This window comes from Ferdinandcohnia sp. QZ13 (genome assembly GCF_031324165.1).
Taxonomy (GTDB): domain Bacteria; phylum Bacillota; class Bacilli; order Bacillales; family Bacillaceae_L; genus Ferdinandcohnia.
Window position 1 is genome coordinate 1,427,635 of sequence record NZ_JAVIVW010000001.1, and the last position, 16,115, is coordinate 1,443,749.

Genomic DNA, 16,115 nt, shown 5'->3' on the forward strand with positions numbered 1-16,115 from the left:
AATTAAACTAATGAAAATCTGTTTGAGGTGACATGATGAACTTTTATGATGAAGTATTGAAAAGAAAAGATGATCTAACTAGGGATTTAGAATCGATTTTACGGATCGAAAGTGTAAAGGATCTTGAAAGCGCAACTAAAAAACGTCCAATGGGAGATAAAATTGGTGAGGCATTGGAAACCATGCTTTCCATTACAGAGTTTGCTGGATTCAAAACAACCAATATTGAGGGAATGGTAGGATATTCGGAATATAGTCCTGCTCAAAGTGATGATTACATCGGAATCCTTTGTCACTTAGATGTTGTCCCTGCAACTGGGGATTGGGTATCCCCACCATTTGAGCCTACGATTCGTGATGGAAAACTATATGCAAGAGGTGCCATTGATGATAAAGGACCAACGATTGCTGCGTATTATGGACTCAAAATTGTAAAAGAACTTGGGCTTCCTTTAAAACATAATATTCGCTTGATCTTTGGAACCGATGAAGAAAGTGGCATGAGCTGCATGAAAAAATATGTTGAAGTTGAAAAAGCACCATTAGCTGGTTTTGCACCTGATGCGGATTTTCCAATCATTCACGCTGAAAAAGGACAAATCAACGTTAAACTTGGGCTTCAGAATGTATCATCTGGTGTAACGGGAGATTTATCTCTTCTTTCCTTTGTTGCTGGTGAAAAAGGAAATATGGTGCCAGATGTAGCAGAAGCTAAAATGATCGGACAGAACGATACACTTGTTCCGAACTTTTTGAAGTATTGTAAGGAAAAAGGGGTCGTATATTCCTATTCACAGGATGGAGACCAAACAACGCTTAAGTTAGTTGGAACTTCAGCTCATGGGATGGAACCTCATAAAGGGGTTAATGCTGCATTACTTCTAGCTTCATTCCTACTGCAGTATTCGTTTGAAGAAAGCGCCAATACATACATAAAATTCATATACGAAACGCTCTATAACCAATTCAAAGGTGAAGGTTTAGGGATTGATTTTTCAGATGAGATTACCGGTACACTGACTGTGAATGCAGGTGTTTTTACATTCAAGAAGGACGAAATTGCTGAGATACACTTAAATATTCGATGCCCGGTAGAGACGAATTATGAGGACACAATCGAAAAATTAACGAAAACAGTAGAATCTTATCAGTTTAAAATCACAGCCCTTGCTTCAAAGGAACCCCATCATGTTCCTAAGGATTCACCATTGATCAAAGTCCTTCAAGAGGTTTACGAAGCAGAAACAGGTGACGAACCTACCCTTTTAACAACTGGTGGCGCTACATATGCACGTTTTATGAAAAATGGAGTTGCCTTTGGGGCTGTATTCCCAGGTAAACCAATGACCGCTCACCAAAAGAACGAATACATCGAAATCGATGACCTGTTAAAAGCAACCGCTATTTACGCACACGCAATCTATCGTTTAGGAAATTTATGATTCATAAAAAGAGGTCTTTACCCTATTTTATATAGGTTGAAACCTCTTTTTCGTTTTTCTCCATGTTTGTCCATTTCACATTTGCTGCTCCCTCATAGTATATATTGACTCTGAGAAAAGGAGGTGCTGTATATGAGCTATGGCGGAGGATATAACAACAGCTTTACGTTAATTGTAGTTCTATTTATCCTATTAGTCATTGTAGGAGCTTCTTTTATGAGCTACTAGTCTAAGGTTTTAAGCGTATCCACCACGCGTATCCCATAATATCTCCTCATTTAGGTGTTCCAGAGGCAGTCCTTTGGGGCACCTTTTTTTAGATGTGCATATTTAACCAATTGATCACATCTTTGTAAACTTCCTCTTTATTGATTTCATTTAAGATTTCATGTCGGCTATTCTCATATAGTTGGACCGTTACATCCTTCATTTCTAAGTTTTTATACATATTTGCTGCTTGGAGAACTCCTTTTGAATAGTTTCCCACAGGGTCCTTATCTCCAGCTATAAAGTACATCGGTAATCCTTTCGGTATATGTTGATTTGCGCTGTGGTTATTTACTTTTGCTACACCACTAACAAGATCATAGAAGAAGCCTGCCGTGAAAATTCCACCACAAAGAGAATCAGCGATATACTTATCTACTTCTTTATCATCCCTTGAAAGCCAATCAAATTCTGTTCGATTCGGACGAAAATGCTTGTTGTAGCTTCCGAACGTAAGCTTTTTCATAAGCGGACTCTTGGTTTTCTTTCCTTTTCTCTTCATCTCAAACTTGGCTATTCCAAGTCCAACTTTACCAATAAGACCTGGGTCTCCTCCTGTTCCTGAAAGAATAACGCCTGCTAATTCGTCACCATGTGTTTGTATGTATCTCCGTGATAAAAAGGAACCCATGCTATGTCCTAATAGAAAAGTGGGGATGTTTGGATGATTCTTTATAATGATTTCTGTTAGCTGAATCATGTCCTCGACCACACGATCAAACCCATTTTCGTCTGCGAAAAAACCAATTAGTTCTGCATTCGTACCGGTTTTTCCATGTCCTCGATGATCATTTCCATATACAATATAACCTTCTTTAGCAAGTGTATTTGCAAATAAATCATAGCGTTCAATGTGCTCTGCCATCCCATGGGCAATTTGAACGATTCCTTTTGAAGTTACTTCGGGACTTTCCCACTTTTTACAGTAAATCGTGACACCATCATCAGTTAAAAAGGTAAAATCTATACACGTCATCACCATATCCTCCTTTTACGTCTATTATATTCTGGAAATTAGATGATAGATATAAGGTAGGTATTCTTTATTTTCAGATAAATCCCTTTCGTGTTTCCATTTTTTGTGCATATAATAGAAGTAGGTTGCTAGAAAAAAGATGAGGGGAATGAACATAATGAGTTCTTTTATCGTAAAAGGTATTTGGAACGGAGATCGAAATGGCGAAGGCACGATTACGACAGATGGCTTTCAAACTGCCGTCTCTGCGCCAAAACAGCTTGATGGACCTGGAATTGGCGCAAATCCTGAGGAATTACTAATTGCCGCCGCTACAAATTGCTATATGCTTACTCTTGCTGCTATCCTGTCAAATCGTGATATCGAATACACTCATCTTGAGGTTGAAACAGAAGGAATAGTCGGCAAGGATGGAAAGCGATTAGTCTTTGAAAAAATTGTTCATAAACCACTTATTTTTGTAAAACAAGCCGATGATGAACTACAAGAAAAATTGATTCAACTTGCTCATCGTGCAGAAAAAGCTTGCTTCATCTCACAAACACTAAAAGGGAATGTTGACGTTAGTGTTGAACCTGTTGTGAAAGTGGTTGGGTAATATTTTTGTACACCTCTAGTGGAGGTGTTTTTTTCCAGAACTTTGCTAACGACCATAGAATAAGAATAACGGCCATAGCTAGCCCCCTAATGACCATAAACACCCGGTTAATGACCATACAATAAAAGGCAGTGCATCCGTACACTGCCTTCGTCTCGCATTATCCTCTTTGTGCTTGATATACCCTTAAGTTAGAATAAATAACCTCTAATAACGGCGTTTCAATCCCTTTTTCCTGGGCAATTTTATATAAATAGCCTTGTAATTGATCACCCTCAATATCCAAACCTTTTTCCATATCGCGCTGCATCGACGACTTCATTTCGAATGTCATTTGATTCGTTGTTTTTACATGTTTTTCCTCAGTATCAGCATCAATTGGTGCACCGATCGCTCGCATCACAGAACCAATTTCTTTAAATAGGTTTAAAATCAGTTTTTGACCATTTTGCTCTTCACGAATCGGACCGATCGGTGATCTCATTAAAGTTGTAACACCTGAAAATCCAGTAATAAACATGTATTTATGCCACATTTCCCGAATGATATTGTCACTTAATTCAATATTGGTTTTTGTTCCAGACATAACATCCGCTAATTTCGAAATACGTTCAGTTCGTTCCCCGGAAAATTCTCCAAATAACGCGCGATGGTTCGGGCTTGTCTGAACGATTTTTCCTTCAGAATCCAAAGTTGACTCGATAAAACATAATCCACCTAATACATTTTCTGAATTAAACGTAGACTTCAAAACATCCACATGGCTGTAGCCATTTAATAGTGGTAGAATCATCGTGTCTTCACCCACATATGGTTCGATACTATGTAATGCACCTTCAAGGTGATATTGTTTTGTTGATAGAATGATCACATCGAATATGCCCGCTTCATCACCTGACTGGATTGTCTTCGGTTGAAGTGTCACATTTCCATGGATGCTCTCAATTTGTAGTCCATGATCTTGTAATTGTTTTTGTCTTTTTTCACGGACTAAGAAGGTTACGTCTTCCCCTTTTTCAAGTAGTCTACCTCCGAAATAACCGCCAATTGCCCCTGCTCCTACAACTAGTATTCTCAAAACCTGCAACCCCTTTCAATATGAAACTATCAATATTATAATCGAGTAGAGGGGAAAGTTAAATAGCTTTCCTCCCCTCTCACACCACCGTACGTACGGTTCCGTATACGGCGGTTCAATTTATATTACAGTGTGTACTTTTAGATAATAATCTAGGGTAAAGGGAATACCCCTTTGCTTTAGACGTTTATTGGATAATGCTCTATGGACTACCTTCGATAGTCCAATGAAACGATAGCCTTTTCGGCAATATGTTAAGCCTTTTGCCTCCTCTTTGGGTATACCCAGCCGAACAAGAGATTTAATTCGCTTCCTGCTGTTCTTCCATTGCTTCCAAATGATTACTCGTAACCTAGAACGAAGTTTTGCGTCTATTACTCTAAGCACTTTCTTCATGTTGGCTATCTTAAAGTAGTTGACCCAGCCAAAGATAACTTGTTTCAGTTTAACGATTCTTATATCTAATGAAATGCTCCAGCTCCGTTTCGTTAGTTGTCTCAGTTTCCTTTGGAATTTCTGAATCGATTTCCCATGTGGTCTTGGTTGAAATTTCTTCATATTGAAATCATAATAAAAGCCGAACCCTAGAAACTTCGTTTCAGTGGGACGAGAGATTCTACTCTTTTCTACGTTCACTTTCAGCCCCAATTTCTTCTCGATAAATGTTTTAATGGAAGTTAGCACTCTGTTCGCTGCTTTTTCGCTTCTTACAAAAATGAGACTATCATCTGCGTATCTAACGAAACGCAGTCCTCTTGCTTCCAGTTCCTTATCCAGTTCGTTTAACATAATGTTGCTTAGAAGAGGGCTGAGATTCCCTCCCTGCGGTGTTCCAACTGGCGTATCCTCATATTTACCATTGACCCTCACACCACTTACGAGATATTTCCTTATGAGGGAAATTACATCCCCATCTTTTATCGTATGGGATATGATTCTCATCAATTTGTCGTGGTGCACTGTATCAAAGAATTGCTCCAGGTCAATATCTACTAACCACTCATATCCATCATTTAAATATTCAAGAGCCCGAATAATTGCCATTTCGCAACTTCTTCCTGGTCGGAAACCGTAGCTGTATTCGCTGAATTGCTTTTCAAATATGGGACTCAGTTTTTGGCTAATTGCTTGTTGTACCACTCTGTCAACAACTGTTGGGATACCTAATTTGCGCATTTTTCCATTCTCTTTTGGAATCTCTACTCGCAGTGCTGGAGCTGGTTGGTATTTCCTTTTTCGGATTTGAGAACGAAGTTCATCCTTATGTTCTTTCAGGTATTCCTTCAATTCATCTATACTCACACCATCTACTCCACTTGCACCTTTCTTGCGGTATACACGCTTATAGGCTTGGTTCATATTTTGGTTGCTTAAAATTTCTTCTAAAAGTTCCACACTCGTTTCTTCCTTTCCTCTCATGTGACGAAAAGACACTTCACTTTTGAGTATCCTCTGAGATACGCTCATACTTTCCTCATTAACACATTCTGAAGTATATCTTCCGTGCATTCATGGTGTAGAAACACTATAAATTGTTCAGCCCTTCATGTTTTCATCACTACTATGGCTTCGGCTGACTTCTCACGGTAAACCTTTTTCGACCAGCTTTCTTTATAGGGGACTCCTCAGCTGTCCGTGAGACCTCCCAGGGTAAGACAAACTATCTTTCCTCTTTTACTCGCCTGATTTACTCGATAGGATTACGCACATCTTTTTGGACTTTGACTTGTTGTGGAGCCTTATCCTCCTATAGAGCCTTGGTATCAGATTTCTGTTCGTCGAGCCAAGATTTTGATACACGCTTCCTTCAGCACTTACCTCGCGGTAAGCACCTTGCGCTTCTCTAGTGGTTGGTCGATGTGTACCCCCACAGTGGACTTTCACCACCTAGATAGTCGCCATGCCTGGCGCACACAGAAAAAAGGCCAGCCACGCTGACCTCCTTCACTACTTTTTAGTTAGATACATAATTTGCTGCAGAGCGAACTTCAACAGTTATTGAACTAGCGTTTACAGTTGTTTTCAAAACAACTGGATATGGACGGTTATTAGCAAACTTAAAGTCTAAATATGGATAAGCAACGGTTGCGTCATGCCCAAGTGGAACATAGCCTACGGGTTTTGAGTGGTGGTGAAGTTCAATGATTTCAAGACCCGATTTTGCAACGGCATTATAAAGAGTACTTGACGTTTGGCATATGCCTCCCCCATACCCCGGGACAAATTCCTTATTAATAATGACGGTGGCAAGCGCATATCCATTTTCCTTTGATCCATTTCCGACCACATAGTTAAAGGAAAAACGATCGCCAGGTCCTAACACAACATCGTTCACTTCGTCTGCTGACTTTTTAATATTAAAGTTTCTTCCAGTTACAGATGGATTGAAATACGTTGTAAAGCTTCCAAGGACAACTTCATTAATGCCTTGTACCTGATCCTGTGTAACATTTGGATTGGTTTCTTCAATCGGAAGAACGACTTGTTTATTAAAAATGGAATTATCTAGTATTCTAGTGACAAGCTCAGCTTCTTTTAAAATCATCTGGCTTTGCCCACCCTGCAATTCCCCGCCAGCACTAAGTTTAACTGGCTTCATAGGGCGGTCAATCGTAGCAGCTAAATCACTTGCGAGTTGTTCTGCTTTCGCTTTTAATTCTTCTTCAGTTTGGTACTCACCTTTGTTAAGTACTTCAACGACACTATTATCACGTGGATCGATGATGGAAATTTCATGTGTGTTGATGACTTGTTTTGTTTCGATTGTTTCTACAGGTGAAACATGATGTAGTACCACACTAACTGGTTCTTTTTTCTCGATGAGACTACATCCACTCATCAATAAAACACCTAATAATAATGGCAATGTAGTTTTCTTCAAATTACTCTCTCCCATTTTTTTCTTTTTGTGGACAATGTTACAAATATTAAAAATCATTAACAAAAGGCTCACATAGGAATTTTATTAATGAAAAAAGAATATATTCCTATTTGCTGCAAGTTCTTCATTGCCTTCTTACGTATGGGAAATAGACTAGGTTGATTGGAGAATACGAAGCGAAACTGTAGTGAAAGTAGATGTTTTACAAATAGAAGAAGGTAACTTTTTCACCTTATTAGACGTTGGAACACTTGAATTTGTTACAAAAAATTGTAATATTTGTCATATTTTTATTATACATTCTTTATAAAGAACAAATCAACTAAAAAATCTGCAATCGAGAATTTGATTGCAGATTTTCACGTTAATTAGAGCCACAAGAACCGTCCCTGTGGTCCCTTGATTTCTGGGTGCAGCTTTCCATGGCTGCGATTATGCTTGCGCGGAAGCCGTGTTTTTCTAGGGTTGCGACTGCTTGAATGGTTGAGCCTCCTGGAGTGCAGACATCGTCTTTTAATTCGCCGGGATGTCTTTCTGTTTCTAGGACCATTTTGGCTGCACCTAGTAGAGCTTGTGCAGCAAGCTTGTACGCTTGTTCCCTAGGAATCCCTTGCATAACTGCTCCGTCAGCTAAAGCCTCGATAAACATATATGCATACGCAGGTGAAGAACCACTCACTGCTGGGATGGCATCCATGTGTTGTTCTTCGATAACCTCAGCCTTTCCAAACCCTTCAAAGAGACGAACAATTTCAGTCAAATCTTCATTGGTAGTATAAGTGTTAACACAAAGTGCACTCATCCCCTCTCCAACTAACGAAGGGGTATTTGGCATTGAGCGAACAGCCTTCATCGGCCGTTCAAATTGCTTTTCGATAAAATCAAGGGTTATACCAGCGGCAATTGTAATAATGATGGTTTCATCTTTCACAGCTGCTTTAACCTCGTTGATTACTTCCGCGTACAAATTTGGTTGAACTGCTAAAAATAAATAATCAGCATTTTCCGCTACTTCTTTGTTATTACGTGTTGTTCGAATTCCATATGTTTTCTCCACAAATTGTAGGGTCTCTGCTGTTTTGGCACTCACGATCATTTTCTGTGGAGTTGTGACCTTGGAAGCAATCATCCCCTGAATCATTGCTTGAGCCATTTTGCCGCAGCCAATAAAGCCTATCGATTTATTCATGTAAAACCTCCTCCACGTTTATTATAGAGAAATAATAGTGATAAAGCGAAACTCCAAGATAGAATACATACTATTTAAAAGAACGGACAAACTAATCCAAAAAAGAGGTGAAAAGCAATGCATCGATTTGAAAGACTTCTTGACACAGTTTTTGGATATACGGGCTGGCATGACCTAACCAACACGTTGCCATCTAGAGAACAAGAACTGGGATATTTGTATGATGAGGAAGTTGATGACGAACCGATCCTCTAAGTAGTATGGGGCTTCCAATTAGGAAGCCCCCTTTTATTCACGGGTATAGCAATGACAACTAACAATATGGTCATTAACCATTCCGGTTGCCTGCATAAATGCGTAGCAAATCGTCGAACCTACGAATTTAAATCCACGTTTTTTTAAATCTTTGCTTAACCGATCACTAATATCCGTTGTCGCTGGTACTTCATCTAAGGTGGTAAAATGATTTTTAATTGGTTTTCCATCTACAAATGACCAGATGTATGTATGAAAGCTTCCAAATTCCTCTACGACACGAAAGTATGCTTTTGCATTCGTGACAACGGCGTTGACTTTTAGTCGATTTCGAACAATTCCTGGATTTGATAAAAGTTCTTCGATTTTTTTCTCATCATATGTAATGATTTTTGCTGGATCAAAATGATCAAAGGCCTTGCGATAATTTTCTCGCTTTTTCAGGATGGTGTACCAGCTTAGACCAGCCTGCGCACCCTCTAAATTTAGATATTCAAAGAGCAAACGGTCATCGTATACAGGTAAGCCCCATTCATGATCATGATAGTTAATATATAGAGGGTCCTCATTCACCCACCCACATCGTTTCAAAACTCTCCCACCTTTTTAAAAACTAGATAAGAAAATTATAACAAAGGACGGAGAATAAAGGAGCCTCTATCTTTATTCAGGTTTATTCTTTAATTCCTGCAAGCCAATTCTGATAGCAGTCCTTACATAAAGTTTCTTCTCGCTCACCTTCAATATTTACAAACGCGACATAGTGAAATCGCTCATTTTCAAAAGTATCTTGGCAATAAAAGCAATTTGTCGTCATTTTTTTACCTCCCAAAATGAATATTGTTTTTTCTTATTTTTATCTATCCGCAGGGAGTTTTTTCACGTTAATAATATCCAAAAAAAGAGCCAGCATTTGCTGACTCTTTTTTTACACTTCAATATATTTATCCTTCTCAATTCCGTTAAAGAAGAAGCTTCGTTGCCCAATTGAATAAAGCTGGAGTTCATGCATCGCGCGTGTACATGCCGTATAAAAAAGTTTTCTTTCATATTCTCTTCCGTACACTTCATTTGAGGCATTATAAATAATAACAGCATCAAATTCAATTCCTTTTGCTAAATAGGTTGGCAACACGAGAATTCCTTTATCAAAATGATACGTTTCCTGATTCATTAAACGAACAGTCACTTCATTCTTCAACGCGGCAAAAGCTTCCTTACTTTCTGCTTCTGTTTTACAAATGACGGCAATCGTTTCATGTCCCTTATCTTGAAGATCCTTTATTTTCATTAGAATTTCCTTGTGAAGATCTTCTTTCGTCACCACTTCTTTGAATAGTGGAAGTGCCCCAGAACGGTTAAAGGCTTCAATTTCATGACCACCTGCCACAATTCCTTTTGAAAATTCAACAATCTCCATTGTAGAACGATAGCTTTTCTTCAGTTCAATGACTTCATAATTTTCTTCCTCATAAAGCTCAGGCGATAACAATGTTGGTGCATTCATGGAGTGTGCATAGATGGCTTGATTAAAGTCCCCGAGTATGGTCATTCGACAATTCGGGAACAACTGCTTCAAATATTCAAATTGGAATGGTGAATAATCCTGAGCCTCATCGATGAACAAATGACGAATACCTGTATTTGATTTTTTTCCCTCAATTAAATCCTGTAAATATAGAAATGGTGTAGCATCCTCATAGTTCAAATGATTTTGTTCAAGTTTTTCAATGGTATATGAACAGATTTCACTCCAATTTTGCGTTACTTTTTGCTCTTTCGTATGTGCAAATAATTGCTTATAGATTGCTCTTCGATTCAAATATTCAAGCTTTTTAATAGCAACCTTTATTGGTTTAAAATACTTCCTGACAATTTCCTTCGCAATTAGTTTTTCCTCTCGTTCATAATCGTCAAAGGTCTCCTCCGAGAACTCCTGTTTTTTCTGTAATTGTTTATAGATTTCAAGATGGTCCTCCTTATCCATCAATTCAGCTTCCTGAAGAACCCAGTCTTTTTTCCGTTCTTTTCGCTCGAATTTAATGACTTCTTTCATCAACCATTCTGTGACGATTACAAGTCGATTTGGAATCGAAATAGACGGATCCAATGAATAGAAATACTGCCCGATCGATTCCTTTGAAATGATTATTTTCTTTCTAAACTTTATGTCTTTAAAAGGAAGACCTTGTTTTTCAAGTTCTTTTACATATGATTCAATGAGTGCTTTAAATCTTAAGTTCGCTTTGTAGGATATCGCTTGGAGTCTTACATCATAATCGGGTTGATCCATCTCAGTTAGTATATATTCCATTTGTGAAAATGGATCCTCCACATCAAAAAGACTACCTAATCGATGTTCGACATATTCCTGAAAAGTTGATTGTTGCATATTTTCTTCGCCAAGCTCAGGAAGAACGGTCGCAACATAGCTGTTAAACAAGGGATTCGGTGAAAAGAGCATAATATTATTTGAGCTGAGCTGTTCACGGTAGCGATATAGTAGATAAGCAACACGCTGTAGGGCAGCTGACGTTTTCCCCGAACCAGCCACACCCTGTACAATTAAATAACGACTTTTTTCATTGCGGATGATTTTATTCTGCTCCAATTGAATCGTTGCAACAATGCTCTTCATTTGTGTGTTAGCCTTATTGCCAAGTACCTCTTGTAGCATTTCATCCCCGATTGTAACTCCTGTATCAAACATCGTTTTGAATTTGCCATTTTTTATAATAAATTGACGTTTTAAGGTCATTTCCCCTTCAATCGTTTCATATTGAGTTTCATACCTTGCCTCGCCAGGATAATAATCATAGTACATACTGGAAATAGGTGCTCGCCAGTCAAAAATTAAAAAATCATCTTCGTCTTCATCTAATAATGAGGCAATTCCAATGTAAATCGTTTGTTCATTTGTCTCACCATTTTCAGCAAAATCGAATCGACCAAAATAAGGCGAATCCTTTAATCTTTCAAGAATTTTTATCTGCTTATAAATCTGCCGATGATTTCTTTCACGTTCACCTAATAGTTCGGACTGCTGTTTAATACTTTGAAATGTTTCAATGACGTCATCAGGTTCATCAAGATTGACAGTTACATCTTCCCAAAACGCGTTTCGAAGATCGATAATTTCACTTTTTACGTTTCCTACCTTCGATTCGATGGCGGCTTTTTTACTCTCAATGACCTTCAACACATCTTCAAGTCTATCTTGTTCCTGAATCCAGTCTGCATTTTGCTTCTCCATGAACACCACTCCTCGTATACGTGAACTTTTCGTCTTCTTCCCTTGAAATTCAATAGTTGACAACCACAAAATTTCATTATATAATTATAATAGGGATTATTGAACGCATTTATTAACACATTCAAAAAAAGACAGAACAATGACATCTTACCATGTCGTTCTGTCTTTTTCAATGTTTTTTAGCTTTTTTTCACCATATGGTCCAAAGTTCTTTTAATTCCTTCTTCATAAGGTGTTGCTGGTAGTGGACCTATTTCCCGCTCATATTTTGCCCCATCTAGTACCACAGGATCTTCTGTTAAATACAGCATTTCTACAACTTCTCTCATTTGCTTATCAAATATGCCCAAAAATCGGATCATCCCCTTTGTTACAGTTGAAACGGACTTTTGATACTGTAAATGACTGCGTACTATGTTTATAACTTTTTCACCGGAGATTACACCTGCCGCTGGGATATTCCAACTTTGTCCATATGCCTTATCATGTAAGGAAAGCTCTACAATTGCTTTCGCCCCATCTGGTGTATAAATATATTCCCTGGCATTTTGTTGATTTCCTACGAACATCGCCTTTTTGTTTTGAATAACCTTATCAAATGTATACGTTAGCATAGCATTTGCTGCATTAGGTCCATAAAAATCTGGGAAATGTGCAATAAGGACTGGGATATTTGCTTGGAAAGCGATATTCCCTAGCTCTACTCGAATTTTTCCCTTCTTCGTATGTGGATTTTTTGGATACATTTCATTTACTTTGCTCCCATTTCCCCGACCATACGCATAAATATTATCAACAATCGCCAACTTACAGTTGGCTGATTCAGCCGCTTGCACGACATTTCTCATTAAGTTTGGCTGTTTTTCATACCATTCACTATACGGAATATTAATCGCATGAAAAATTACATCCATTCCGCTGGCAGCATGTATTAAATCTTCCTGATCAAATACATCTCCAGCGACAATTTGGACTTTATCTCTGTTTCTATACAGTTGCTCTAATTTATCTTTGGTTCTCGCAAAAGCAGTTACCTCAATCCCTCTTTCCACTAATTCCTCAACAATCGCATACCCCATCCCACCTGAAGCACCTAATACTAAAGCTTTTTTCATAATATCCTCTCCCCATTATATTTTTATTAACCAGCGGTCAATATAATACAAAAAAATAATTCAGCACTTTGGGAAAGTATGTTACACTTTCCCGTTTAATATTGGTTTTAAGATATATTCAACATGAGATCGGGCCAAATTTTTCACATCGTCATAGGTTTGATTGCTCCTGCAATAATGTGTAACAAAACCATGTATCGATAAGAAAATGGACCAGATATCCTGAATACTTGCTTTTTGGTTACTTAAATTCGAAATGACATTTGCAAACATTCCGTAGCTTTCCATTGGCTCCTGTTGAATACAGCTCTTTACCTCTTCATCATTGATTAAGAACATTAATTCATATTGGCTTTTGTGTGTAAGCCCGAATTCAATATACCCTAACAAAATCTTTTTTAATTTTTCATCTGGCGGTATGTCCTGATTGATGATCTGCTGTAAAACCTGGTTTAGCAGTTCAAAATCTTGAACAACCATGGCATAAAATAAATCAGCTTTATTGTTAAAATGATAATAAATTGCACCATGGCTATAATTTAATTCCTTTGCGATTTGACGCATTGAAACATGTTGATAGCCTTTCTGAACAAAGAGTTCATGGGCAACATCCATTATTTTTTCTCGTGACAATTCCTCTTGAACCTGTTTTCTTGGTGACATTTAAGCTCTCCTTTTATTAACCACTGTTCAATAATAAATATATTCCAAATAAAACCAGAAGTCAAACGATTTTATGCACATTTTATAAAATAAACAATACAATATAAAAGCGGACCCTAACATGAGTCCGCCTTGTTTTCATTATTATTCAGCTTTGCTTAATACTTGTTGTTCTTGTTGCTCTTCAGCCACATTAGCTGCTTTCTTTTGCTTCATGTAGCCAATTCCTACAATGGCAGCAACGACAAGGATCTCAAAACCATATTTCACAAATCCATTACTAAATACAGTGCTTAGGAATGGTTCTGCAACGATCATCTTCGACGCAGTCCAAGCTAAAATCGCTGCACCAATTGTAATGATGATTGGGAAACGTTCAACTAACTTAATGAACAATGTACTTCCCCAAATCATAATCGGAACTGAAATAATAAGTCCTAATACAACGAGTAAGAAATTACCTTGCGCAGCACCAGCAACCGCTAATACATTATCTAGACCCATCAATGCGTCCGCAATAATAATGGTTCGAATTGCTGCCCAGAAGCTTCCGACTGCTTTTATTTCACGACCTTTATCATCAGCTAATAGATTATAGGCAATCCATATTAGCAGGATACCACCGATAAGTCGTAGTCCTGTGATTTCGAGAAGCCATACAACTGCTAAGGTTGCTGCAATCCTGATCACAATTGCCCCTACAGTCCCCCAGATAATTGCTTTCTTTTGTTGTTCCTTCGGTAATTTTCTTGCTGCTAAACCGATAACGATGGCATTATCACCTGCTAGCACCAAATCAATTCCAATAATAACTAAGAGTGCGGTAAAAAACTCTACGCTTAAGAATTCCATCAAAGATCTCCCTTCAATTCTTTTATTCTATTAAATTAGGAAAAAACAATAATGCCTTTCACTAGAATAAACTACTTCAATGATGCCAAATACTTTTCATCTAATCGTTTTTCTATCTTTTCAAGCTCTTCTTTATCTTTTAAAATCTCTTCTTTATTCTTTTTAATTAATTCCTCAAATGATGATGTTTCAACTTTTCTTTTAAGCATACCTCTTCTCACCTCTTTCTAAAAAACAAAAATGACCCTTACCTTAAGTGGTAAAGGTCATAAATAAAGACCTCTACCGTAAACTGGTAAAGGTCTTGCTAACAACGAATAAGTTGCCAACAAAGCCGAGAGTGGTTCACACTCTGAAATGACGACTTTGCTGTAAAAGCTACTCCCCTTTAGGAGAACAATATTCACAATATTTATTATAAAATCAATTTTACATAGGATTTGTGCGATTGTCAACCTTTTTTCAAATAATATTTTTCCCGTAAAAAATTTCATCCATTTCTGTAATCAATTTTTCAGCAATCATTAGTTCCTCTTCGGGTGTTAGTTTCTCTTTTGTATTGCTAAAAAACAAATAATGCTCTAGATCAAATTCCTTGAGTTTACATTTTGTATGGAAAATATTTTCCTGGTATACGTTCACATCAATCATGTGATACATCTCCTGAATATCATCAGGTATGTAATTTTGGATCGAATTTATTTCATGGTCAATAAACAGCTTATGCCCTGTTACGTCTCTTGTGAATCCACGCACACGATAATCAATGGTCATCACATCGGTCTCAAACGATTGGATCAAGTAATTTAACGCTTTTAAAGGAGATATTTCCCCGCACGTTGACACATCAATGTCTGCTCGAAACGTGCTAATTCCATCATCTGGGTGGGATTCTGGATAAGTATGAACAGTGATATGACTTTTATCCATTTGAGCAACAACAGATCCTGGAATTGGTCCTGGGGACTCTTCAAATGCTTCATCAGGAGATTCATCCACAGGTCCCTCTGATACTAAAATCGTAACACTTGCACCTTGGGGAATATAGTCTTGCTTGGCGACATTCAAAATATTTGCCCCGATAATATCCGCCACATTGGTTAAGATTTCAGTTAAACGATCTGCATTATACACATCATCTATATATTCTAAATACGCATCACGTTCCTCTTGAGATCTTGTATAACAGATATCGTACATGTTAAAGCTTAAGGATTTCGTTAAATTATTGAAACCATGTAGTTCTGTTATCTGATTTGGAGAAAGCTCCATGTGTTTCATGTAATTGTCCCCTTTTTTATATTTTTTCCATATTTTTATGTTGGTTGAATCGGCGGATTCTATTCATTTTAATTGGATTTTACTAATGGTCAAAAAAAATATCCGGCTATAGAGCCGGATACTAATGATATGATCATTTAAAAGGGGGGTATGAAAAAGCTTATCTTTTCCATGTCTTTATAATACCCACTAAATATGAACAAACTATGAATAAAGAATTAAGTTTCTATTAATACGTCGATTTTTTTCACATAACACATATAAT

17 protein-coding genes are annotated in these 16,115 nt (G+C 37.6%); 4 read left to right on the plus strand and 13 right to left on the minus strand.

All coding sequences use genetic code 11. The features are described from left to right. The first annotated feature begins 35 nt into the window (after positions 1-35). Positions 36-1,442, plus strand: coding sequence for a dipeptidase PepV (gene pepV, locus RGU12_RS06895; protein ID WP_309535404.1), 1,407 nt, complete (start codon positions 36-38; stop codon positions 1,440-1,442). A gap of 132 nt (positions 1,443-1,574) precedes the next feature. Next, entirely contained in the window at positions 1,575-1,670 is a 96-nt protein-coding gene (locus RGU12_RS06900; RefSeq protein WP_309535405.1) for a YjcZ family sporulation protein, read from the plus strand. 88 nt (positions 1,671-1,758) lie between these two features. Here RGU12_RS06900 and RGU12_RS06905 read toward each other — a convergent pair whose 3' ends face one another. Then, on the minus strand, positions 1,759-2,685 hold the full coding sequence (locus tag RGU12_RS06905) for an alpha/beta hydrolase (RefSeq protein WP_309535406.1): 927 nt from the start codon (positions 2,683-2,685) through the stop codon (positions 1,759-1,761). A 157-nt stretch (positions 2,686-2,842) separates the two neighbouring features. Between RGU12_RS06905 and RGU12_RS06910 the strand changes: the two genes are divergently transcribed. After that, positions 2,843-3,283 carry an OsmC family protein gene (locus RGU12_RS06910; protein ID WP_309535407.1) on the plus strand — a complete coding sequence of 147 codons (441 nt, stop codon included), beginning with the start codon at positions 2,843-2,845 and terminating at the stop codon, positions 3,281-3,283. A gap of 160 nt (positions 3,284-3,443) precedes the next feature. Here the strand turns inward: RGU12_RS06910 and RGU12_RS06915 are convergent, their stop codons facing one another. The 4 genes from RGU12_RS06915 to proC form a co-directional block, all read right to left on the minus strand. Then, positions 3,444-4,361 (minus strand): ketopantoate reductase family protein, encoded by a 918-nt coding sequence (locus RGU12_RS06915; RefSeq protein ID WP_309535408.1) that lies wholly within the window; start codon positions 4,359-4,361, stop codon positions 3,444-3,446. A 120-nt stretch (positions 4,362-4,481) separates the two neighbouring features. Next, positions 4,482-5,756: a group II intron reverse transcriptase/maturase gene (gene ltrA, locus RGU12_RS06920; protein WP_309535409.1), complete on the minus strand. Its 1,275-nt coding sequence runs from the start codon at positions 5,754-5,756 to the stop codon at positions 4,482-4,484. Positions 5,757-6,315: 559 nt separating this feature from the next. Further along, positions 6,316-7,242: a VanW family protein gene (locus tag RGU12_RS06925; protein ID WP_309535410.1), complete on the minus strand. Its 927-nt coding sequence runs from the start codon at positions 7,240-7,242 to the stop codon at positions 6,316-6,318. A gap of 364 nt (positions 7,243-7,606) precedes the next feature. Next, positions 7,607-8,431: a pyrroline-5-carboxylate reductase gene (gene proC / locus RGU12_RS06930; RefSeq protein WP_309535411.1), complete on the minus strand. Its 825-nt coding sequence runs from the start codon at positions 8,429-8,431 to the stop codon at positions 7,607-7,609. 117 nt (positions 8,432-8,548) lie between these two features. On the opposite strand from proC, the gene RGU12_RS06935 reads away from it, so the two are divergent. Continuing rightward, complete coding sequence (locus RGU12_RS06935) at positions 8,549-8,686, plus strand: hypothetical protein (RefSeq protein ID WP_309535412.1); 138 nt, start codon at positions 8,549-8,551, stop codon at positions 8,684-8,686. A 33-nt stretch (positions 8,687-8,719) separates the two neighbouring features. Here the strand turns inward: RGU12_RS06935 and RGU12_RS06940 are convergent, their stop codons facing one another. The 8 genes from RGU12_RS06940 to speD all read right to left on the minus strand — a co-directional run bounded on the left by RGU12_RS06940 (position 8,720) and on the right by speD (position 15,841). After that, a complete protein-coding gene (locus RGU12_RS06940) occupies positions 8,720-9,277 on the minus strand; it encodes a DNA-3-methyladenine glycosylase I (RefSeq protein WP_309535413.1) in 558 nt (185 codons plus the stop codon). Positions 9,278-9,359: 82 nt separating this feature from the next. After that, positions 9,360-9,503 carry a hypothetical protein gene (locus RGU12_RS06945; protein ID WP_189655165.1) on the minus strand — a complete coding sequence of 48 codons (144 nt, stop codon included), beginning with the start codon at positions 9,501-9,503 and terminating at the stop codon, positions 9,360-9,362. A 111-nt stretch (positions 9,504-9,614) separates the two neighbouring features. Next, the gene (gene helD / locus RGU12_RS06950; protein WP_309535414.1) at positions 9,615-11,939 is read right to left on the minus strand and encodes an RNA polymerase recycling motor HelD; all 2,325 of its coding nucleotides are present in this window, start codon (positions 11,937-11,939) and stop codon (positions 9,615-9,617) included. A gap of 179 nt (positions 11,940-12,118) precedes the next feature. Continuing rightward, positions 12,119-13,054, minus strand: a complete 936-nt coding sequence (locus RGU12_RS06955) for an SDR family NAD(P)-dependent oxidoreductase (protein ID WP_309535415.1) — start codon at positions 13,052-13,054, stop codon at positions 12,119-12,121. Positions 13,055-13,135: 81 nt separating this feature from the next. Next, positions 13,136-13,717 (minus strand): TetR/AcrR family transcriptional regulator, encoded by a 582-nt coding sequence (locus RGU12_RS06960; protein ID WP_309535416.1) that lies wholly within the window; start codon positions 13,715-13,717, stop codon positions 13,136-13,138. A 144-nt stretch (positions 13,718-13,861) separates the two neighbouring features. Continuing rightward, positions 13,862-14,569: a TerC family protein gene (locus tag RGU12_RS06965; protein WP_309535417.1), complete on the minus strand. Its 708-nt coding sequence runs from the start codon at positions 14,567-14,569 to the stop codon at positions 13,862-13,864. 71 nt (positions 14,570-14,640) lie between these two features. After that, complete coding sequence (locus RGU12_RS06970) at positions 14,641-14,778, minus strand: FbpB family small basic protein (RefSeq protein ID WP_116351382.1); 138 nt, start codon at positions 14,776-14,778, stop codon at positions 14,641-14,643. Between the two features lie 253 nt (positions 14,779-15,031). Continuing rightward, positions 15,032-15,841, minus strand: a complete 810-nt coding sequence (gene speD / locus RGU12_RS06975) for an adenosylmethionine decarboxylase (protein WP_116351488.1) — start codon at positions 15,839-15,841, stop codon at positions 15,032-15,034. Positions 15,842-16,115 lie beyond the last annotated feature (274 nt).

Coding starts and splice junctions, on each gene's coding strand:
- RGU12_RS06945 (WP_189655165.1), bottom strand. CDS start 9,503: ATGACGACAAATTGCTTTTATTGCCAAGATACTTTTGAAAATGAGCGA.
- RGU12_RS06970 (WP_116351382.1), bottom strand. CDS start 14,778: ATGCTTAAAAGAAAAGTTGAAACATCATCATTTGAGGAATTAATTAAA.
- helD (WP_309535414.1), bottom strand. CDS start 11,939: ATGGAGAAGCAAAATGCAGACTGGATTCAGGAACAAGATAGACTTGAA.
- RGU12_RS06965 (WP_309535417.1), bottom strand. CDS start 14,569: ATGGAATTCTTAAGCGTAGAGTTTTTTACCGCACTCTTAGTTATTATT.
- RGU12_RS06905 (WP_309535406.1), bottom strand. CDS start 2,685: ATGACGTGTATAGATTTTACCTTTTTAACTGATGATGGTGTCACGATT.
- RGU12_RS06900 (WP_309535405.1), top strand. CDS start 1,575: ATGAGCTATGGCGGAGGATATAACAACAGCTTTACGTTAATTGTAGTT.
- RGU12_RS06935 (WP_309535412.1), top strand. CDS start 8,549: ATGCATCGATTTGAAAGACTTCTTGACACAGTTTTTGGATATACGGGC.
- proC (WP_309535411.1), bottom strand. CDS start 8,431: ATGAATAAATCGATAGGCTTTATTGGCTGCGGCAAAATGGCTCAAGCA.
- RGU12_RS06910 (WP_309535407.1), top strand. CDS start 2,843: ATGAGTTCTTTTATCGTAAAAGGTATTTGGAACGGAGATCGAAATGGC.
- RGU12_RS06955 (WP_309535415.1), bottom strand. CDS start 13,054: ATGAAAAAAGCTTTAGTATTAGGTGCTTCAGGTGGGATGGGGTATGCG.
- speD (WP_116351488.1), bottom strand. CDS start 15,841: ATGGAGCTTTCTCCAAATCAGATAACAGAACTACATGGTTTCAATAAT.
- pepV (WP_309535404.1), top strand. CDS start 36: ATGAACTTTTATGATGAAGTATTGAAAAGAAAAGATGATCTAACTAGG.
- RGU12_RS06960 (WP_309535416.1), bottom strand. CDS start 13,717: ATGTCACCAAGAAAACAGGTTCAAGAGGAATTGTCACGAGAAAAAATA.